The sequence below is a fragment of the Arthrobacter sp. MOO21 genome (genome assembly GCF_057369995.2).
Map to the genome: position 1 here is coordinate 3,032,830 of NZ_CM170671.2, position 19,603 is coordinate 3,052,432.

Below are 19,603 nucleotides of genomic sequence, written 5' to 3' on the forward strand. Positions count from 1 at the left end.
AGCCGGTGCGTAGGCTTAAGGCTTTGGCCGGCCGGGGATTCGAGGGGTTTTTTAGTGTCGATTGTGGAAACCCAGGAGACACACGGCCAGGCCTGCAATGCCTCCGCCCGCCCACGGAAGGCCACGTTCCGCCCGGAGGTCCAGGGCCTGCGTGCCCTGGCCGTGCTGATGGTGGTTGCCTACCATGTGTGGCTGGGCCGCGTGTCCGGCGGCGTCGACATCTTCCTGCTGGTATCGGCCTTCCTGCTCACGCTGTCCTTCGTGCGGAAAGCCGAGGCCGGGGCCCCCTTCGGGCTCCTGGCGCACTGGCTGCACCTGTTCAAGCGCCTGCTGCCCGCCGCCGTCGTGGTCATCCTCGGTGTCCTGGCCGGCACCTGGCTGATCCTGCCCCAGGGCCGCTGGCCCGAAGTCCTCGACCAGGCGTGGGCGTCCCTCCTCTACCGCCAGAACTGGCTCCTGGCCGACGCCGCCGTTGACTACTACGCACAGGACCACGCCGGGGCGAGCCCGCTGCAGCACTTCTGGTCCCTTTCCATCCAGGGGCAGGTCTTCATCCTCTGGCCGCTGATCTTCGCGGGCACCGCCGGGGTGCTGGTGGCCCTGCGCCGGTTTCACCGGCTTAACGGGGTGACCTACCGGGGTCTGCTGGCGCTCGTCTTCGGCGCACTGTTTGTTGTTTCACTGGCATACTCCGTGGAGCAGACCGCCACCAACCAGGCTCACGCCTACTTCGACACCAGGGCACGGCTCTGGGAATTCGCCCTCGGATCGCTGCTGGCGCTGGCGCTGCCCCACCTCAAGCCCGGCAGGGCAGTGCGGGTGGTGCTGGGCTGGGCCGGGCTGGTGGCCATGGTCTCCTGTGGGCTGCTCCTGACGGTGGACCGCTCGTTCCCGGGCTACGTTGCCCTGTGGCCCACGCTGGCCGCCGCCGCCATCATTGTCGCCGGGCAGACCGGGAGCCGGTTCGGCGTGGACCGGATCCTCAGCAGCCGTCCCGCCGTCGCCCTCGGCGACAACTCCTACGCCCTGTACCTCTGGCACTGGCCCGTCCTGGTGCTGGCGCTCGCAGCCACCGGCGTCGAGGCGCCGAACCTCACCCAGGGCCTCGGCATTGTCGCAGCGTCGATTGTCCTGGCCGTCCTCACCACCCGCTTTGTGGAAAAGCCGCTGCGTGAATGGCACTGGCCCAAACTGCGGGCCTGGCGCACCGCCGTCGTTATCGCTGCCTGCGGTGCCGTGCTGGCCGGGCCAGTTGCCGTCTGGCAGACCACGCTCACCGAGGAGGAAAGCGCGACGGCGGCCCAGCCCCGCGAGCTCACGCCCGGTGCCCTGGCGCTCACCCCGGAAAACGAAAACTCGCCCGCGCCCAAGGCCCGGACGATTCCGGGACCCACGGCGCTGGACAACGACTGGGCCGGCATCGATACCCCCTGCGCGGGCGCCAACGCCACCAGTGATCCGATCCTCGAGGGCTGCCGGCAGGAGTTGCCGGAAGAGCCGTCGACCAAACGCATCGTGGTGCTGGGCGACTCCCACGCCCAGCAGTACCTCGCCGCGCTGGCGCCGGTGGCCGCCGCCCGGGGCTGGGAACTGGTGACCCTTCTGATGCCTGCCTGCAGGTTCGGCGCGGAGTCTGACACCCGGACCGCCGAGTGCAATGCCTACAACCGCGCCAGTTCCGCCTACGTGATGGAGCACCGCCCGGACGCGGTGTTCACCGTCGCCTCCCTGACCCATGAGGAGGCGCCGTTCGAAACGGAAGTGCCCGGCTACCTCGAAGGAGTCAAGCCGTTCGCGGAGGCCGGGATCGAGATCGTGGGCATCCGGGACAACCCGCGGTTCACGTTCAACATGCCCGAATGTGCGCAGCGGAACGGTGCCAACGCTGCCGCATGCAACCCGTCCCTGAACGAGTCGCTGGTGGACCCATCGCCCCTGGAGAATTACCGGGGCAAGCTGCCCGGACTGCACTTGATGGACATGAGCGACTTCATCTGTGCCCGCGGTGTCTGCCCTGCAGTGGTCGGAAATGTGTACGTCTACAAGGATGACAACCACCTCACCAGGACCTACGTGGAAACCATGATCCCCATGTTCGAGCAGCGGCTGCTGGCCGCCACGGGCTGGAGCTGATCCCTCCCGCCCGTCCGGCCCCACCCCCTTCGGGTTCCTCGAGCTGGCCGATGGGGCCAGGGAGCGTGCGGTTGCTCACATTACCCCTGCGGAATAGGGGGATCGGCGCCGAGGTTCTAATATTTACTCAACACTTTCTGCCCCCGGAACGCCGCCCCGCGCGGTTGTCCCGCAGGATCGTCTGCACAGGCCAGTTCCGTAATAACGGGCTGGTCATCGGCTGCAACCCCTACCCGTGACCCAGCAACCAAGGTAAGAGGCGCACTCATGACCGAGCCCGAACACAACCCCTTTGGCTTCATCGGCCTGACCTATGACGACGTGCTGCTCCTGCCGGGCCACACCGATGTCATCCCCTCCGAGGCTGACACCTCCTCCCGGATCTCCAAGCGCATCACCGTGCAGACGCCGCTGCTGTCCGCCGCCATGGACACCGTCACCGAAGCCCGGATGGCCATCGCCATGGCCCGCCAGGGCGGACTCGGCGTGGTGCACCGGAACCTGTCCATCGCCGACCAGGCCGACCAGGTGGACCGGGTCAAGCGCAGCGAATCGGGCATGATCACCAACCCGGTCACCATCCGCCCCGAAGCCACGCTGCGCGAACTGGACGACCTCTGCGCCCAGTACCGTGTCTCGGGCCTGCCCGTAGTGGACGAGGACAACCGCCTGCTGGGCATCGTCACCAACCGCGACACCCGCTTCGTCCCGGAATCAGACTTCCCGCTGCGGCTGGTCAGCGACGTCATGACCAAGATGCCCCTGGTCACCGGGCACGTCGGAATCAGCCGCGAGGAAGCCTCGCACAAGCTGGCCACCAACAAGATCGAAAAGCTGCCGCTCGTTGACGAGCAGGGCCGCCTGAAGGGCCTCATCACCACCAAGGACTTCACCAAGGCCGAACAGTACCCCCTGGCCACCAAGGACGAGGAAGGGCGCCTCCGCGTGGGCGCCGCCATCGGCTTCTTCGGGGACGGCTGGGAGCGCGCCATGGCACTGGTCGATGCCGGCGTCGACGCCCTGTTCGTGGACACCGCCAACGGCCACTCCCAGGGTGTGCTGGACATGATCCGCCGCCTGAAGTCCGACCCCGTAGCTGCCCACGTGGACATCATCGGCGGCCAGGCTGCCACGCGCGAAGGTGCGCAGGCACTGATCGACGCCGGCGCCGACGGCATCAAGGTGGGCGTTGGCCCGGGCTCCATCTGCACCACCCGCGTGGTGGCAGGCGTGGGCGTTCCCCAGATCACCGCCATCTACGAATCCGCCAAGGCTGCCATTCCGGCGGGCGTGCCGCTGATCGCCGACGGCGGCCTGCAGTACTCGGGCGACATCGGCAAGGCCCTGGTGGCCGGTGCCGACACCGTCATGCTGGGCTCCCTCCTGGCTGGCTGTGACGAGTCCCCGGGCGAGCTGATCTTCGTCAACGGCAAGCAGTTCAAGTCCTACCGCGGCATGGGCTCCCTCGGCGCCATGCAGTCCCGCGGCAAGAACACGTCCTACTCCAAGGACCGCTACTTCCAGGCCGACGTGTCCGGCGACGACAAGCTGATCCCCGAAGGCATCGAAGGCCGCGTTGCCTACCGTGGACCGCTGTCCTCGGTGGCCTACCAGCTGGTGGGCGGCCTGCGCCAGACCATGTTCTACACCGGTGCGCCCACCATCCCCGAGCTGAAGGCCCGCGGCAAGTTCGTCCGGATCACCTCGGCCGGGCTGAAGGAATCGCACCCGCACGACATCCAGATGACCGTCGAGGCGCCGAACTACGGCTCGCGCTGATCCTGGAGGGTTAACTGCTGGAGGAGGTGGGGAGTTTGTCCCCACCTCCTCCCGCATTTAAGCCCTCTATACGGTTAGCTGCAGTTCCGGCATCAGCTCCCCGAGGGTCGGAGGATTGGCGCCCGGCCGGCCGACCGTTATCGCGGCGGCCTTCGACGCCGTCCTGCCCAGGGTCTCCAGCACGGAGGGCGCGAAACCATCCGTGCTCCGACATAGCAGCCCAAAGATCAGGGCAGCCATGTACGAATCGCCCGCCCCGATGGTGTCTGACACATCGGTTGGAACGGCCGGAACATGCAACCGGGTAACGGGTGTTGCCATCAGCGAACCCCGGCCGCCCATGGTGATCACGGCCAGGCCGGCCCCGAGTCCCAGGATGTGCGCAGCGGCGTCCTCAAAACGCAGGCCCGGGTAAAGCCATTGGGCATCCTCATCGCTGAGTTTGACCACGTCCGTCAAGGGAACCAGGCCTTCGAAAATCGCCAGGGCCTCGGCGTGGCTGCCCAACAGTCCCGGGCGGATATTGGGGTCGTAGGAAACCAGGCATTCGCGGTGGGCCTGTTCCAGGAGGCTCCTGACGGAACTGGCTCCCGGTGCAAGGAAACTGGCAATCGAGCCCGTGTGCAGCACCTTGGGAAGGCCGGCCGGGTGTACGGGCTGCAGTTCCCAGGAAACATCGAAATCGTAGCTGGCCGAGCCATCGGCACCCAGCGTTGCCGTGGCGGACGCCGTCCGACCTCCTGATTTTGAACCGGGCAGCAGCGCGACTCCGGCGCTGCTGAGGTGGCGCTCGATCAGGGCGCCGCGTTCGTCGTTGCCGATTGAGGTCAGGAGGCTGGTTCGCACGCCCAACCGTGATAGGCCGTAGGCGACGTTGGCCGGGGAACCGCCGGGGTGCTCCACCGTGCCTTCGGAAGTGCTGATGACGTCGACGAGTGCTTCACCAACGACGATGACATCGGGGGCGTCGGCAGTGGCGCCAGGGCCATTGATTTGGGTCATGTGGGCAAACTTTCGTGAAGAAGGCCGTGGACCTGCCGCCCGGGGCAGGCGAACAGGTCCACGGAGGAAGGCGGGTGGTGGATGTTGAATGCCAGTCAGGCCGTGGCCGCGCCGGTCATGATGGCTACCGCGTCCGTCATGCTGTGCGACGTCGGGGTGATGGTGGCGGCGCATTTGCCGAGGCGCTGGATGTGGATCCTGTCGGCGACGTCGAACACGTGCGGCATGTTGTGGCTGATCAGGATGACGGGAAGGCCGCGGTCCCGGAGGTCCCGGACCAGTTGCAGGACCTGGTTCGACTCCCGCACTCCCAGCGCCGCCGTCGGCTCGTCCAGCACCACCACCTTGGAACCGAACGCGGCCGCCCTGGCCACCGCCACGGCCTGCCGCTGCCCGCCCGAAAGGTTTTCGACCGGGACCGTGACATCCTGGAGGGTCGAAATTCCGAGGCGGGTGAGTTCCTCCTTCGCCTTACGGCGCATGCCCTTGGTATCCAGGACGCGGAACACCTTCCCAAGCGGTCCCTGGAGGCGCTCCTCCCGGCCGAGGAAGAGGTTGGACGCCACATCCAGCGCCGGCGACACCGCGAGGTTCTGGTAGACAGTCTCGATGCCATGGGCACGGGCGTCCTGCGGGCGCTTGAAGTGCACCTGCTTTCCAGAGACGTGAAGCTCGCCGGAATCCGGAACTTCCGCGCCCGTCAGGCACTTGATGAGCGTGGACTTGCCGGCTCCGTTGTCGCCGATAATGGCCAGCACTTCACCCGGGTAGAGGTCCAGGCTGACGCCGTCCAGGCCGACGACCTTGCCGAAGGTCTTGACGAGGTTGCGCGCCTGAAGGATCGGCTGGCGGGTTTCTGTGGTGCCGGATTCAAGCTCGGTGGAGGTCATGACTTCACCTTTCGGATCCACTGGTCGATCGACACAGCGATGATGATGAGGACGCCCACGGCGAGGGTCTGGAACAGTACGTCCAGCCCGGCCAGGGACAGCCCGTTGCGGAAGACGCCCACGATCAGGGCCCCCAGGAGGGAACCCCAGACTGAACCGCGGCCGCCGAAGAGGCTGGTTCCACCGATCACGACGGCGGTAATCGAGTCGAGGTTCAGGTCCACACCCGCGTTGGGGCTTGCCGCATTGGTGCGGCCGATCTGGATCCAGGCGCCCACCGCGAGGACTGCGCCCGCTGCAAGGTAGACACTCATCAGGACGCGGTTCACGGGGATACCGGCCAGCCGGGCCGCTTCCTTGTCGTCGCCGACTGCGTAGACGTGCCGTCCCCACGCGGTCTTGCCCAGGATGAAGGCTATGGCCACGTAAAGCAGGAGCATCATCACCACGCCGGTCGAGATGCGCACGGGCCCTACCGGAAAGGTGCTGCCCATCCACGTGAGCAGCCCGGGCATGCTGGAGCCGCGGACAGTGGAACCGCCCGAGTACAGCAGCGTCAGCGCGATGAAGATGTTCAGGGTTCCCAGGGTCACGATGAACGGCGGAAGCCGGAACCTGGTCACCAGGAACCCATTGGCCGCACCTGCTGCCAGCCCCACGACGAGTCCGCCCAGAAGCGCCACCGGCGCGGGAACGCCGTTGTTGACTGCCAGTTGTGCCACCACCATGGAGGACAGGATCATCACGGCGCCCACAGAGAGGTCGATCCCGGCCGTGAGGATGATGAGGGTCTGCGCGATGGCCAGCGTCCCGACGACGGAAACCTGCTGGGTGATCAGGGAAAGGTTCTCGAACCTGAGGAAACGGTCATTGAGGAGGCCGAAGACCACCACCGCCACGAGCAGCACGATTGCCGGGCTGAGTGCCGGGTAGCGGTGCAGGACATTACGGATCCGGCTCAGCGGGGTCTGGCGGTCGAGGAATTCTTCGGCCAGGTCAGGTCCGGTAACTGGCGGGCCGGCAGTCTGTTGCTTGGTCACAATTGCTCCTGTCACAGTCCGTCCTTACTTGCCCCAGCAGATCTGGGTGGCGTCACCGGTGGTGATGCTCTTGACACCGTCAGCGGCCTGGTCCGTGACCAGCTCGACGCCGGTGTTGTAGAAATCCAGGCCGGGCGAGTTTTCCGGCTTGTTGCCGGTCTTGGCGAGGTCCACAATGGCCTTCACGCCGAGCTCGGCCATCTTGACCGGGTACTGCTGGGCGGTGGCGCCAATGACTCCGGACTTGACGTTATTGACGCCCGCGCAGCCGCCGTCAACGGAAACCACGAGTACGTCCTTTTCCTTGCCGGCGGATTTGAGGGCCTCAAAGGCGCCTGCCGCTGCGGGTTCATTGATGGTGTAGACGACGTTGATGTTCGGGTTCTTAGAAAGCAGTGTTTCCATGGCGGTCCGCCCGCCGTCCTCCGCGCCTTGGGAAGCCTGGTTTCCGACGATCTCGTAGTCGCCGCCCTTGCCGCCGGTGTACTTGCCGGCCTTGGCTTCGTCGCCGTTCTTTTTCTTGTCGGCAGTGTCAATGCCAAGGCCGGTCAGGAAACCCTGGTCCCGGTTGTAGTCGACGGAGACAACCTTGTCGTCGAAGAGGTCGATCAGGGCGATGGTGGCTTTCTTGCCCGCCAGCTGGGCGGCGGTCCACTTTCCGATCAGCTCGCCCGCCGCGAAGTTGTCGGTGGCGAACGTGATGTCGGCGGCGTCGGCCGGGTCTGGCGGAGTGTCCAGCGCGATGACAAACAGTCCGGCGTCTTTTGCCTTCTTCAGGGCGTCCACAACGGACGGGCCGTTGGGCGTGATGAGAATGCCCTTGTCGCCCTTGGAGATGGCGTTTTCGATCGCCTGGATCTGGGTGTCTTCGTCGCCGTCAGCCTTGCCGGCGGCGAGCTTGAGATCCACGCCGTCTGCTTCTGCCGCTTTCTTGGCGCCATCCTGCATGGAAACGAAGAAGGGGTTGGACGTGGTCTTGACGATCAGTGAGACACCGACCTTGTCGGAGGAGGCGCCGGCGCTGGATCCGGCGGACGAGGTGCCGCCGCAGGCGGAGAGGCTGAGGGTGCTGAGAGTCAGGACTGCGCCGGCAGCGAGGAAGCGGGCGGCAATGGTCCGCGGGGTCTTGGAACTCAACATTGAATCTCCTGTGTTAGGGCACGTACCGTGCCTGACAACGATGTCATGGCCCATGTAATCAACGTCACAAGGTAGAGTCAAGCGTGAATCAATGATGAAGAGCGAGGTTTTGACAACGATGTCTAATCGTTACCAATCTGGGGTCAATAGGAATCGTCCCACCATGCGTGATGTGGCGGCGCTTGCAGGAGTTGGCATAAAGACCGTTTCCCGGGTGGTGAATGACGAGCCCGGTGTTTCTGAGGCGACCCGCCAGCGGGTCCTGGGAGCTTCGCGGCAGTTGAACTACCAGTTGGATATGGCGGCGGGAAGCCTAAGGCGCGCCGGGCGGAAGACCCTGTCCATCGGCCTGTTGCTCCCAAGTGTTGCCAACCCGTTCAGCAGCGAGATCCACCGCGCGCTGGAGGACGCGCTCACTGCGAGGGGCATAGCCGTATTCGCGGCGAGCATCGATGACGATGCCGAGAAGGAAAAGGCCTTGGTAGCCGCATTCCTGGGCCGCCGGGTTGATGGCCTGGTGGTCACACCGATCGCCAGGAGCCAGGCTTACGTCATCCCGGAGCACTCCCGCGACTTGCCCCTGGTCTTTATCGACCGCGAGCCGGTGGGCATAGAAGCAGATGCCGTGGTGACAGACAACGCGGCCGGTTCCGCCCGTGCTGCAGCCCACCTCCTCGAGCACGGGCACACCAGGGTGGCCTACCTTGGCGACCGGCCGGATATCCAAACGGCCAGGGAACGGCGAAGGGGCTTTATCGAGGAGCTGGGCAGGGCCGGCGTCGCAACGTCCACCATCCCGGTCCGCGAGGGCCTCCACGACGAGGAATCGGCCCGGCTGGCCGCACACGAACTCCTCAGCTCAGCCAATCCGCCAACAGCCATCTTCTCCAGCCAGAACCTCGTGACATTTGGCGTGATGAGGGCGCTCAGGGAACGGGGTGAGAATCATCGAGTGGCGCTGGTAGGCTTCGACGATTTTACGCTCGCCGACATGATGGAGCCGGGGATTACCGTCATTGCCCAGCATCCCGAGCGGATCGGGAAACTGGCCGCGGAGCGGCTGCTCGCCCGCATGGACGGCGACGAGTCTGCTCCGCAGACTTACGTCGTCCCCTCGGAACTCATCGTGCGCGGTTCGGGAGAACTGCCGCCGTCGACCTGAACCACCGCCAGTGGCGCACCGTGCCCAAACCCCAACCACCCGAAGAAAGAAGGAACCCATGACTAAGACCCTGTATGCGGAATTCACCGTTAAGCCCGGCCGCGAAGAACGCGTCGCCGAGATGATGCGGGAACTGACCGAGTACGTGCGCCGTGAGCCCGGTAACGAGCTCTTCATCCCCTACACGCGCGAGTCCGATCCGCGCAAATACTTTGTGTTCGAGGTGTACCGTGACGACGACGCCTTCCAGGAACACATCACCGCAGAATACGGTGCCACATTCAACGCCGAACTGGCTGGGCACATCGAAGAGGACGGCTCGGTCCTGACCTGGTTGCAGCCGGTGAAGTAGTTTCACCCGAGCCTTGTTCGACAGGCTCAGCCATAGAACACCTGTGGCTGAGCCTGTCGAAACCTCAGCGCTTAGCCCCGGGCCTTCCCTCCAGCCTTCAGTGCGTGCAGGGAGTCGAGGAACATGGCTTGCCTCAGCGGCGTGACGGTGATCGATTTCAGGTACGCCGTCCCGCCGTCGGCGAACAGGGCCACCTGGTTGGCTCCCTCTGCCGGGAAGACCTGATCGGTGATTGTCCTCAATCCGCCCTGGGCGAAGACTTCCACGGAGGACCTGTCCACATAGACACGGAGGGTCACGTTTCCCTGGGCGTCAACACTGGCCGGTGCCGAATCGAGGGACGTGAACAACGGGTGGAAGCCCACATTGCCTGAGTTTCCGCGGTCGATGTAGAGCTCTTTCGTGGCGGCGTCATAGCCGATGGCAGTAGACGATGAACTGTTCCCGAGCACTGTGATCCCGGACTTGGCTGCTGTCCCTGGAGCGAAGGTGACATCGATCCGCTGCACGTCTCCTGACGCGGAGGACGGCAGGATGTGCGTGCCCGGCGCGATGGCCTCGTCTTTGCTGCTCTGGTAGCTGGGTGCGAGGGCAAGTCCGTCCACCTGCTTCACAGCCTGCTGCGTGAGCCGCGGGCCGGCCGGCGTCTGCGTCAGGCCAACCTCGCGGGGCAAAGACATGGCGCTGCGCCACGGGGAAGTGGGGATGCTGTTGGCGTAGTCCCAGTTGTTCATCCAGCCGAGCATTACACGCTTGTCGTCCGGCATATTGCCGAATGAAACGGAGGCGTAGTAGTCGCGGCCATAATCCAGCCAGTCATAGGAATTTATGCGAGGCGAGGCAGGCTGTGCGGAAGCCATGAATTCGTCGGCGAGGATATGCCCCCAGCCGAAGCGGTTGTTGTCAACAACATTGATGCGCGCGGAGCGGCCCCTGAACTCAGCCACGTTCCACGATGCCCAGTCCAGAACCTCGCTGTTAGCGCCAGTAGCGGTCCGCACCACTTGGCCGTCCACCACGAGGTTCACCGTAGTTTCGTCGGAGCGGGGCACGGCGGCCTGGTCAGTCAGCATGACGTGGTCGAGCGTGAGGTGCCCCCAGCCACCCGTCGCTTGATCTACTATTCGGAGCCTGGCCTGCCTGCCCGTGAACTCAGATACGTCCCAACCTTTCCAGTTGAGCTGTCCGGCGTCGTCTCCTGAGAGGGTGCGCACGACGTTCCCGTCCACCAGCAGTTGGGCCTCCAGTACCTGCCCTGTCTCCGGACTGCGGTGTCCGCCGCCCACCAGCAGGTTGATGAAGTTCCTCGTCAGTGTGAATTCGGGCGAGGTCAGCGTACCTTGCCGGTCGTCCCCCGGGGCGGCGCCGGTTTCAAAGGTGTTGATTCGTTTGGCGCCGATGAAGTAGTCGCCTCCGGCCGTGGCGGGCTGATATGACGGCGCGAGGTCGCCTGTCCCGGTCCAGCCGGCCTCTGCCAGGCTACTGCCGTCCGGGACCTCGAAGCCGTTGAACAACAGGTCTCCTGGCGGCGGCGAGTTGTCGAGCTTGTTGGAGACCCGCGGATGCTGGCCTCCGCCGACCAGGAAGTTGATGTAGTCGCTGTCCACGGTGAAATCGGGCGAGGACATGGATCCGAGAGGCCAGTCGCCGTCGTTGAAAGAGTTGACCAGGCCGGTGCCGACGAATCCGCCCACGATGTTCTGGCCTGGCAGGGTTCCCGAGGCCGGAGCATCTCCGAAGGGCCCGTTCTTCCAGTTGCCGGGTTCATTGCTCACGGTCCAGCCGTTGTACGTGCCGTCGTTGAAGCCCGCGATGGGTGTGCCGGCGGGCAGGGCATCGCTGGGTTTCGTGGTGTCCGAGGTGAAGGTGGTGCCGTCGAAGTCGCCCACGAAGTACTGGCCTGCGGAGCCGCCCGCGACGCCGCCGGGGTTGATGTTGACCACCATGACCCATTGGACATTGCTCGGGTCACCGTCAACGGCCAGCGGGAAGAGGTCGGGGCATTCCCAGAGTCCGCCCGTGGCGTTGGCCGGCCCGAATTCGCTCAGTGCCGTCCAGTCTTTGAGGTTGGTGGACTTGTAGAGCAGTACCTTGTGGTCCAGAGCCTCCACGGCCGTCATCACCCAATAACCGCCGCCGTCGGACGTGCTGTACCAAAATACCTTTGGATCGCGGAAGTTGGCTGAGTTTCTGTTGAGGACAGGATTGGCACCGTACTTGGTCCATGTTTGCCCGTCATCCAGGCTGTAGGCCAGCGACTGGGCCTGCAGCCCCCGGTGCGGCGAAGCGTCCTTGTATGCGCTGGTGTAGATGGCGACCAGCGGTGGTTTCCCCGCAGTCCCGAAACCGGATGAATTGTTCGTGTCCACCACGACGCTGCCCGAGAAAACGTCTTCCTGGTCATCAGTGGGGATGGCCAGGGGCTGCTCCTGCCAATGCACCAGGTCAGTGGAGGTGGCATGTCCCCAGGACATGTTGCCCCAGGTATTCCCTGAGGGGTTGTGCTGGAAGAAGAGATGGTAGACCCCCTTGTAGTAGACCATCCCGTTGGGATCGTTCATCCAGTTCTTTGCCGGCGAAAAATGGTACGCGGGCCGGTAGGGCTCCTGGCCCAGGGCGCTTCCTGTGGTGGTGACGGTCGGAGGATTCCCGTCGGACTTATCTGCTATCGCCGGCCCGCCGCCGGCCAATGTTCCCGCCAGCATCGACCCTGCCAGGGTGAGCGCCGAAAAGACCCGGATGCTTATACTTTCTTTCCTGTGCATATTGCTGAAACCGCCCTTCGTTGCGCGTTTCGAAAATTGACAACGATGTCATACGTCGCCGAGCGTAGGTTAAGTCCGGAAGACAAGTCAATGAAGGCGCCGCTCCAGCAGCCTGCTGAGCGACACAAGTTTCTTGTTTTGCAAATTCGACACCGTTGTCAAGATCGTCAATATAGTGTTCACTCTTGAGCGGTCATGCACATCGGGTAACTGTCCATCCGGGGGACGGCAGGGACATACGACGCCGGCGTGCGGCCGGTCGGGGCGTCCCGCCGCGGGGCACCCTGGCTCCGCAGACGGGCTTCAGCTTTGAATGTCGGTGCCTCGTTGGATGATGTTCGTATGGGAATCAGCGGCGGTTCAGGGGCGGGGATGGCGGGTGTTCGTGCCTCTGTTGCTGCCCTTGATGCGCTGTTCACGGAGGACGCTTTCCTCGCTTCCGGGGACGCTGCTGGTACGGACGCTGGTGATCACGGTGCTCGGGTGGATGTGTTGCAGCGGCAGTACGGGATTCGGCTGGAGCGGCTGGCCGGGTACTCGAAGCTGGAGGCAATGATTGCCGCCGCTAAAGCGCAGGACGCGACCGATTCCATCGCGATCCAGCAGGCGATGACGCCGCCGGAGGCGTCCGTGCCGGAGCGCACCTACGCTGAGATGTCCGCGGTGGAGGAGATCGCCGGGGTCCTGGCCATCAGCTCCGCGGCCGCGGGTGCGTTCGTCCACCAGGCGCAGCAGGTCTGCTCGCTGCCGCCGGTCATGGACGCGCTGGCCGCCGGGGCGGTGTCGTGGCAGCACGCGAAGGTCGTCGTGGATGAAACCGAAGGCCTCAGCCCTGCCGGTGCGGCCTCGTTGGTGGCGCACTTCTTCGACCCCGACGCCCCGAACCCTGCCCGCGGAGCCGCCCCCGGCGAACTTGTGCCGTCACGGTTCCGGGCCAAGGCCCGCGCCTGGCGCGAACGGCACCACCCCGAATCGATCGAGACCCGCCACACCAAAGGAGCCGCCGACCGGCGGATGGAATACCGGCCCGACCGGGACGGCATGGCCCGGGTGACGCTCTACCTCCCCGGCGACACCGCCTCCGCGATCTGGAACCGCACCACCGCCACCGCCCGCGGCCTCCAAGGACCCGACGAACCACGCACCATCACCCAACTCCGCCCCGACATCGCCGCCAGCCTGCTCCTCGGCGCCGGAAGCTCGCTCCACTCGGACAACACAGACCCCGGCCAGGTCCCCGTCCCGAGGGCGGATGTGCTGGTTATGGTTCCGGTGTTATCCCTCCTCGGCCTCACCGATGAACCCGCCGAACTCGACGGCCACGGACCGATTCCCGCCTCCATGGCACGGCGGCTGGTCGCGGACGGGGCGGACTCCTTCTACCGTGTCCTCGTCGACCCCCGCGACGGCGCACCGCTGGAAATCGGGCGGAAGAGCTACCGGCTCCCCGAGACAATCAAACGCTGGATCAGGATGCGCGACCGCAAATGCACCTTCCCCGGCTGCACCAACCCATCACTGGACAACGACACCGACCACCTCACCGCCTGGCAACACGGCGGAGAAACCGGCGCCTCCAACCTGGGACAACTCTGCCCGAAACACCACCGCCTGAAACACAACACTGGCTGGACCCCCACCCCCGCCACCAGGAACGAACCACCCGGCTGGACCTCACCCACCGGCCGCCACTACAACCCCGAACAACCCGACCCCGAACCAACCCACTGGCCCCCGGGGATACTGCCAGGGAAACGAAGCCTCCTGGAAGAAGCACTCCTCCAGCACCTCGCCGTGTGCTGACGGCGCTAGGCTGATTCCATGCCCCCAGCACGCCATCCGGCGGAAATGACCCCCAAGCGCGATCCGCAGCGGCGGCTGGCCCTGAAGCCCTACGCCCGGGCCGTGGCGCAGGTCCTCCGTGTCAGTTTCCGCGCATCTCCGGGCGCCGTGGTGATGAAGGTGCTCGGCTCGTTGATATCGGCCGTTCTGCCGTTGGTCACCACGTTTTTCGCGTCCCTCACCACAACGGCATTGGCTGCGGCCTATTCCGGCGACACCGGTGCGGGGCGCCTGGCCATCGTGTACGTCATCGTCACCGCCGCGCTCGGCCTGTTCTGGGGCGCCTTCAACAGCGTGGACCGCTACATCCAGCAGCTGATGAGCTTCAAGGTGGGGGCCATCGTGGGTGACCAGATGTACGAACGCTTCCTCGCCCTTGAATTCTGGCGCTACGACGACAAAGAGACCGTGGACCTCTACGACCGCGCCAAGAGATTCTCGGACTCGTATGCCCGCGTCCTGGACCGGATCGCTGCCATCTTTACCCAGCTTGTGTCGGTCATCCTGGCCATTGGCGCCCTGCTGCTGGTGAGCTGGTGGATCGCAGTGATCGTCCTGGTTGCCATCGTGCCCAGCGTGTACCTGCAGTTCAAGCTGTCCCGGGAGCAGATCGCGCACTGGAACACCCAGGTGGATTCCCGCCGGCAGCGCCGGATGATCGAAACCAACCTGCTCCGGCCGCAGCACATTGCCGAGATGAGGCTGTACGGCATCGTCAGCTTCCTCATGGACCTGAGGGCTCGCCTGCGGGACGCCGACGAGCGGCGCCGCCTCGACTACCAGCGGCGGTACATTCCCAAGCAGCTGGCCGCAGACGCGCTCCAGTACGGTGCCGAGGTGGTCTCGCTGATCTGGGTGGTGGGGCAAATCATCGCCCGTGCCCAGCCCGTGGGACAGTTCCTCTATGTCCAGCAGATTGTCAGCCGCGCCCTGTCCACCGCCAACAATCTGGTGTCATCCCTCAGTTCGATCGACGAGGACCTGGCGAACCTGAAGGACTATGAGCTGTTCATGGCCATGCCCGTGCACTCGGAACATGCCCCGCCGCTGCTGGAAGCGCCCCGGGAAATTGAGCTGAAGGACATCCGGTTCACTTACACCGGCAGTGACATCGAAGTGATCCGGGGCATCAGCATGACCATCCGGAAGGGCCAGCACATCGCCATCGTGGGCGAGAACGGCGCAGGAAAATCCACCCTCATCCGTATCCTTGCCGGACTCTACCGACCCGACTCCGGGCAGGTGCTGCTCGACGGCGTGGACCTCGCTGCCGTCGACGTCACCTCCTGGCACCGGCACCTGGCGGTCCTCAGCCAGGAGTTCCTCAAATACGAGTTCGCCACGGCGGCGGAAAACATCTACTTCGGTGATGTGGCGGCACCCCGGGACGATGCGCGGATCCGGCGGGCAGCCGCCGACGCGGAGGCGCTGGACTTCATCAACAAGCTCCCCAACGGCCTGGACAACCACGTCAGCAACTGGATGGAGGATCCGCGCGGGCGGAAGGGGAGCGGCCTGTCCGGCGGACAATGGCAGCGGCTCGCCATGGCCAGGAACTTCTACCGCGATGCCTCGTTCATGGTGATGGACGAGCCCACGTCCGCCATCGACGCCCTGGCCGAACACCGGATCTTCACCAGGCTCTTCGCCGACCGCAGCAGCACCATCATCGCCATCAGCCACCGGCTCGCGACGATCGAAAAAGCGGACATCGTCTACATGCTGGAGGACGGCAGGATTGTCGAGCAGGGCACGCACAAGGAACTGGTGGCCCTGCGCGGCAGATACTTCCGAATGTTCGAGTCCCAGCTGACGGTCGAGGAACCGTCAGGAACCTAGGCTTCCACCACCGTCGTGCGCACCCGCGCCACGCTGGGCCGGGGCGGCACGCTGCTGAAGCCGAATGTCACGGCCGGCCGGATGGGCGCCAGCGCTCCCGCGTCCTCACCTTCCCAGGTGACGACGGCGGAGGTGACGCGGTGCAGGTCGCTCACCCCGTAGTACTCCACCCTGCCGCTTCCGGCCGTTCCGTAGGTGCGGGCCCCCGGGGCCGCCACCGCAGCCAGCGGACTGACGGCAGAAAGCCAACGCGGATGGACTGCGAGCCCGCGCGGCACGACCCGCAGTGCGGACCCAAGCAAGGTCCTGGCTCCGGTCACGGCCCGGATCACCAGTGGGCCGGCGTCGACCACCAGCGCGTGGTCCGCAAGCGCGGCGGAAAGCTCAACCACCGTCACCTCGTCAAAGCTGTAGGTGCCGGAGATAAAGGCGGCCACTTCTTCCGTGGGTGCCAGCAGCTGCCGGTGTCCCGAGGGCTGCTGCACCATGACGTCGGCGAAGGGCCCAAAGGCGGAGTTCCGCCATATCCCCACCACCGCCCGCAGGCCCGACGACGTGCCGATGCCTACGATGTGGCCGTCGAAGATCCAGCGGTTGCCCATCAAGCCACTGTAGCGAAAGGCACTGCAGCTGCTGGGATAACCTAGAGCAGTGACTTACGAGATCGAGATCGGCCGTGGCAAGCGTGGGCGTCGTGCCTACTCCCTGGATGACATAGCAATCGTCCCCAACCGTCGCACCCGCGACCCCAAGGACGTCTCCGTCTCCTGGCAGATCGACGCCTACCAGTTCAGCATGCCTGTCATTGCCGCCCCGATGGATTCGGCCATGTCCCCGCAGACCGCCATCGCGCTCGGCCGCCTGGGCGGCCTGGGGGTGCTGGACCTGGAAGGCCTGTGGACCCGGTACGAGGACCCGCAGTCTGTCCTGGACGAGATCGCCGCCCTGCAGGACGAAATCAACAGCCCCGCAGTCACCGGCCGGATGCAGGAGCTGTACCAGGCGCCCATCCAGCCCGACCTCATTACCTCCCGCCTGGCTGAAATCCGCGAGGCCGGCGTCACCGTGGCCGGATCCCTCACCCCGCAGCGCACCCAGGAGCACTACAAGACCGTCCTGGCCGCCGGAGTCGACATCTTCGTCATCCGCGGCACCACCGTGTCCGCCGAGCATGTGTCCAAGAACCATGAACCGCTGAACCTCAAGCAGTTCATCTACGAACTCGACGTCCCCGTCATCGTGGGCGGAGCGGCGGGCTACACCCCCGCGCTGCACCTGATGCGCACCGGCGCGGCCGGCGTCCTGGTGGGCTTCGGCGGCGGTGCCACCACCACCACGCGCCGCGCCCTGGGCATCCACTCGCCCATGGCGTCAGCGATTTCCGACGTCGCAGCCGCCCGCCGGGACTACATGGACGAATCCGGTGGCCGCTACGTCCACGTCATTGCCGACGGCGGCATGGGCACCTCGGGTGACATCGTCAAGGCGATTGCGATGGGCGCCGACGCCGTCATGCTGGGCAGTGCCCTGGCCCGGGCAGAGGAAGCGCCGGGCAAGGGCTGGCACTGGGGCCAGGAGGCGCACCACCTGGAGCTGCCGCGCGGGGACCGGGCCAACGTCGGCACCGTGGGCCCGCTGGAGGAGGTCCTCTTCGGACCCGGCCACCACACCAACGGCACGTCCAACCTCATTGGCGCGCTGCGCCGCTCCATGGCAACCACCGGCTATTCGGACCTGAAGGAATTCCAGCGGGTCGACGTCGTCGTATCCCCGTACGAAGGCAACTGACGCGGGCAGGCCGGGAGGCGTACCTCCCGGCCTGCCCAAAGCGCGCCGCAAGCAAGTAGTGTGTGTTTACGACCGGCACTAGAGGCACTGGAGGCGTTCAATGAAGAGTGTTCCTGCAAACGGCGGGGTCCTGGGCCCTGAAGCCAGGGAAGCAGCCATTGAGCGGCTGCGCGCAACCACCGAACCCGGCCAGGAGCTGGACATCCTGATTGTGGGCGGCGGCATCGTTGGCGCCGGGGCAGCACTCGACGCCGTGACCCGCGGGCTCAGCGTCGGCATCGTCGAAGCCAGCGACTGGGCCGCCGGTACATCCTCCCGGTCCTCCAAACTCATCCACGGCGGCCTGCGCTACCTGGAAATGCTGGACTTCGCCCTGGTCAAGGAGGCCCTGCAGGAACGCGGTCTGCTGCTCTCCGAGATCGCCCCGCACCTGGCCCGTCCCGTGCCCTTCCTCTACCCCCTGACCAAGCCCTTCATCGAGCGTCCCTACGTGGGTGCCGGCATCGCGCTGTATGACGCGATGTCCGTCTCCAGCGGCCACAGCCGCGGCGTGCCGTTCCACAAGCACCTCAGCAAACGGGGGACCCTCCGGGCCGCGCCCAGCCTGAAGAATGACGCCTTCGTAGGATCCATCCGGTACTACGACGGGCAGGTGGACGACGCCAAGTACGTGGCCAACCTGGTCCGTACCGCGGCCTACTACGGGGCCCATGCCGTGAACCAGATGGCCGTGGTGGATTTCCTTCGCGAGGGGGAGCGCGTGGTGGGCGCCAAGGTGGTCAACCGCGAGGACGGGACGGAGTTCAGGATCCGCGCCAAGCAGGTCATCAACGCCACCGGCGTGTGGACCGACGAAACGCAGGCCATGGTCACGGACCGCGGCCAGTTGAAGGTCCGGGCGTCCAAAGGCATCCACTTGGTGGTGCCTCGGGACCGTTTCCAGTCCACGGTGGGACTGATCCTGCGCACCGAAAAGTCGGTCCTGTTCGTCATCCCGTGGGGCAGGCACTGGATCATCGGCACCACGGACACGGACTGGCACCTGGACAAGGCGCATCCGGCTGCGTCCAGCAAGGACATCGACTACATCCTCGAACATGTCAACCGCGTCCTGAAGCGTCCGCTCACCAGGGAGGACGTGGAAGGGGTCTATGCCGGGCTGCGGCCCCTGCTCGCCGGTGAAAACGACTCCACCGCCAAACTGTCCCGCGAACACGTGGTGGCGCACCCCGTGCCCGGCCTGGTGGTAGTTGCCGGCGGGAAGTGGACCACGTACCGCGTGATGGCCAAGGACGCCGTTGACGAGGCCACCCGCACCATGGATGAGCGTGTCCCGCCGAGCTGCACCGAAACCATCCCGCTGCTTGGGGCCAGCGGTTTCCGGGCAGCCTGGAACCGCCGGAACCGCACAGCGGAGGAATCCGGGGTCCATGTGGCGCGGATCGAGCACCTGCTCAACCGGTACGGCTCCATGACTCCTGAGGTCCTCGCCATCATCGAGGAGAACCCGGAGCTGGCCGAGCCGATCCCGGGAGCGGACGATTACCTCCAGGCGGAGGCCGTGTACGCCGCCACGCACGAAGGTGCCCGCCACGTACAGGACGTCCTGACCCGCCGGACCCGGATCTCCATTGAGGCTTGGGACCGTGGCGTGTCTGCTGCTCCCGTAGTCGCTAAACTGATGGGTGACGTCCTTGGCTGGAGTGACGCGCAGCGCGAAAACGAAGTCCGGCACTACCTTGCCCGCGTGGAGGCCGAACGCCTCAGCCAGCAACAGCCGGACGACGAATCCGCAGACGCCGCCCGCCTGGGCGCGGAAGACATCGTGCCCTTGCGCTAAGGGGCGCCCGCCCCACTGCCGACTGAAGGGA

At 65.5% G+C, this 19,603-nt stretch carries 14 protein-coding genes; 8 read left to right on the plus strand and 6 right to left on the minus strand.

What is annotated here, in order from left to right; translation table 11 throughout:
- Positions 1-63: 63 nt before the first annotated feature.
- Together AC2JAJ_RS14135 and guaB are read left to right on the plus strand one after the other, a co-directional pair.
- A complete protein-coding gene (locus AC2JAJ_RS14135) occupies positions 64-2,133 on the plus strand; it encodes an acyltransferase family protein (protein ID WP_486416686.1) in 2,070 nt (689 codons plus the stop codon).
- 267 nt (positions 2,134-2,400) lie between these two features.
- Entirely contained in the window at positions 2,401-3,912 is a 1,512-nt protein-coding gene (gene guaB / locus AC2JAJ_RS14140; protein ID WP_221386533.1) for an IMP dehydrogenase, read from the plus strand.
- A 66-nt stretch (positions 3,913-3,978) separates the two neighbouring features.
- Here guaB and AC2JAJ_RS14145 read toward each other — a convergent pair whose 3' ends face one another.
- The 4 genes from AC2JAJ_RS14145 to AC2JAJ_RS14160 all read right to left on the minus strand — a co-directional run bounded on the left by AC2JAJ_RS14145 (position 3,979) and on the right by AC2JAJ_RS14160 (position 7,984).
- Positions 3,979-4,914: a carbohydrate kinase family protein gene (locus AC2JAJ_RS14145; RefSeq protein ID WP_486415416.1), complete on the minus strand. Its 936-nt coding sequence runs from the start codon at positions 4,912-4,914 to the stop codon at positions 3,979-3,981.
- A gap of 95 nt (positions 4,915-5,009) precedes the next feature.
- Positions 5,010-5,804 (minus strand): ATP-binding cassette domain-containing protein, encoded by a 795-nt coding sequence (locus AC2JAJ_RS14150; protein WP_486415415.1) that lies wholly within the window; start codon positions 5,802-5,804, stop codon positions 5,010-5,012.
- Positions 5,801-6,844 (minus strand): ABC transporter permease, encoded by a 1,044-nt coding sequence (locus AC2JAJ_RS14155; RefSeq protein ID WP_486415414.1) that lies wholly within the window; start codon positions 6,842-6,844, stop codon positions 5,801-5,803. The genes AC2JAJ_RS14150 and AC2JAJ_RS14155 overlap by 4 nt, the downstream gene beginning before the upstream one ends.
- A 24-nt stretch (positions 6,845-6,868) precedes the next feature.
- The gene (locus AC2JAJ_RS14160; protein ID WP_221386537.1) at positions 6,869-7,984 is read right to left on the minus strand and encodes a substrate-binding domain-containing protein; all 1,116 of its coding nucleotides are present in this window, start codon (positions 7,982-7,984) and stop codon (positions 6,869-6,871) included.
- A gap of 163 nt (positions 7,985-8,147) precedes the next feature.
- Here AC2JAJ_RS14160 and AC2JAJ_RS14165 point away from each other — a divergent pair, with 163 nt between their 5' ends.
- Both AC2JAJ_RS14165 and AC2JAJ_RS14170 read left to right on the plus strand, forming a co-directional pair.
- Positions 8,148-9,146, plus strand: coding sequence for a LacI family DNA-binding transcriptional regulator (locus tag AC2JAJ_RS14165; protein WP_486415413.1), 999 nt, complete (start codon positions 8,148-8,150; stop codon positions 9,144-9,146).
- A 58-nt stretch (positions 9,147-9,204) separates the two neighbouring features.
- Complete coding sequence (locus tag AC2JAJ_RS14170) at positions 9,205-9,498, plus strand: putative quinol monooxygenase (RefSeq protein WP_486415412.1); 294 nt, start codon at positions 9,205-9,207, stop codon at positions 9,496-9,498.
- 71 nt (positions 9,499-9,569) lie between these two features.
- Here the strand turns inward: AC2JAJ_RS14170 and AC2JAJ_RS14175 are convergent, their stop codons facing one another.
- Positions 9,570-12,263 (minus strand): GH32 C-terminal domain-containing protein, encoded by a 2,694-nt coding sequence (locus AC2JAJ_RS14175; RefSeq protein ID WP_501053169.1) that lies wholly within the window; start codon positions 12,261-12,263, stop codon positions 9,570-9,572.
- A gap of 342 nt (positions 12,264-12,605) precedes the next feature.
- On the opposite strand from AC2JAJ_RS14175, the gene AC2JAJ_RS14180 reads away from it, so the two are divergent.
- The gene (locus AC2JAJ_RS14180) at positions 12,606-14,066 is read left to right on the plus strand and encodes an HNH endonuclease signature motif containing protein (RefSeq protein WP_486415410.1); all 1,461 of its coding nucleotides are present in this window, start codon (positions 12,606-12,608) and stop codon (positions 14,064-14,066) included.
- A gap of 18 nt (positions 14,067-14,084) precedes the next feature.
- Positions 14,085-15,944 (plus strand): ABC transporter ATP-binding protein, encoded by a 1,860-nt coding sequence (locus AC2JAJ_RS14185; RefSeq protein WP_486415409.1) that lies wholly within the window; start codon positions 14,085-14,087, stop codon positions 15,942-15,944.
- On the opposite strand, the gene AC2JAJ_RS14190 is transcribed toward AC2JAJ_RS14185, so the two are convergent.
- Positions 15,941-16,546 (minus strand): hypothetical protein, encoded by a 606-nt coding sequence (locus tag AC2JAJ_RS14190; protein ID WP_486415408.1) that lies wholly within the window; start codon positions 16,544-16,546, stop codon positions 15,941-15,943. The two genes, AC2JAJ_RS14185 and AC2JAJ_RS14190, sit on opposite strands and share 4 nt — an antisense overlap.
- A 49-nt stretch (positions 16,547-16,595) precedes the next feature.
- On the opposite strand from AC2JAJ_RS14190, the gene AC2JAJ_RS14195 reads away from it, so the two are divergent.
- Positions 16,596-17,732 (plus strand): GuaB3 family IMP dehydrogenase-related protein, encoded by a 1,137-nt coding sequence (locus AC2JAJ_RS14195; protein WP_221386542.1) that lies wholly within the window; start codon positions 16,596-16,598, stop codon positions 17,730-17,732.
- A gap of 100 nt (positions 17,733-17,832) precedes the next feature.
- Positions 17,833-19,572 carry a glycerol-3-phosphate dehydrogenase/oxidase gene (locus tag AC2JAJ_RS14200; RefSeq protein ID WP_221386543.1) on the plus strand — a complete coding sequence of 580 codons (1,740 nt, stop codon included), beginning with the start codon at positions 17,833-17,835 and terminating at the stop codon, positions 19,570-19,572.
- Positions 19,573-19,603: the final 31 nt, after the last annotated feature.

What these genes read in the sequence shown, in the direction of transcription:
- AC2JAJ_RS14185 (WP_486415409.1), top strand. Translation starts at nt 14,085, where the DNA reads ATGCCCCCAGCACGCCATCCGGCGGAAATGACCCCCAAGCGCGATCCG.
- AC2JAJ_RS14170 (WP_486415412.1), top strand. Translation starts at nt 9,205, where the DNA reads ATGACTAAGACCCTGTATGCGGAATTCACCGTTAAGCCCGGCCGCGAA.
- guaB (WP_221386533.1), top strand. Translation starts at nt 2,401, where the DNA reads ATGACCGAGCCCGAACACAACCCCTTTGGCTTCATCGGCCTGACCTAT.
- AC2JAJ_RS14180 (WP_486415410.1), top strand. Translation starts at nt 12,606, where the DNA reads ATGGGAATCAGCGGCGGTTCAGGGGCGGGGATGGCGGGTGTTCGTGCC.
- AC2JAJ_RS14200 (WP_221386543.1), top strand. Translation starts at nt 17,833, where the DNA reads ATGAAGAGTGTTCCTGCAAACGGCGGGGTCCTGGGCCCTGAAGCCAGG.
- AC2JAJ_RS14175 (WP_501053169.1), bottom strand. Translation starts at nt 12,263, where the DNA reads ATGCACAGGAAAGAAAGTATAAGCATCCGGGTCTTTTCGGCGCTCACC.
- AC2JAJ_RS14160 (WP_221386537.1), bottom strand. Translation starts at nt 7,984, where the DNA reads ATGTTGAGTTCCAAGACCCCGCGGACCATTGCCGCCCGCTTCCTCGCT.
- AC2JAJ_RS14165 (WP_486415413.1), top strand. Translation starts at nt 8,148, where the DNA reads ATGCGTGATGTGGCGGCGCTTGCAGGAGTTGGCATAAAGACCGTTTCC.
- AC2JAJ_RS14150 (WP_486415415.1), bottom strand. Translation starts at nt 5,804, where the DNA reads ATGACCTCCACCGAGCTTGAATCCGGCACCACAGAAACCCGCCAGCCG.
- AC2JAJ_RS14190 (WP_486415408.1), bottom strand. Translation starts at nt 16,546, where the DNA reads ATGGGCAACCGCTGGATCTTCGACGGCCACATCGTAGGCATCGGCACG.
- AC2JAJ_RS14145 (WP_486415416.1), bottom strand. Translation starts at nt 4,914, where the DNA reads ATGACCCAAATCAATGGCCCTGGCGCCACTGCCGACGCCCCCGATGTC.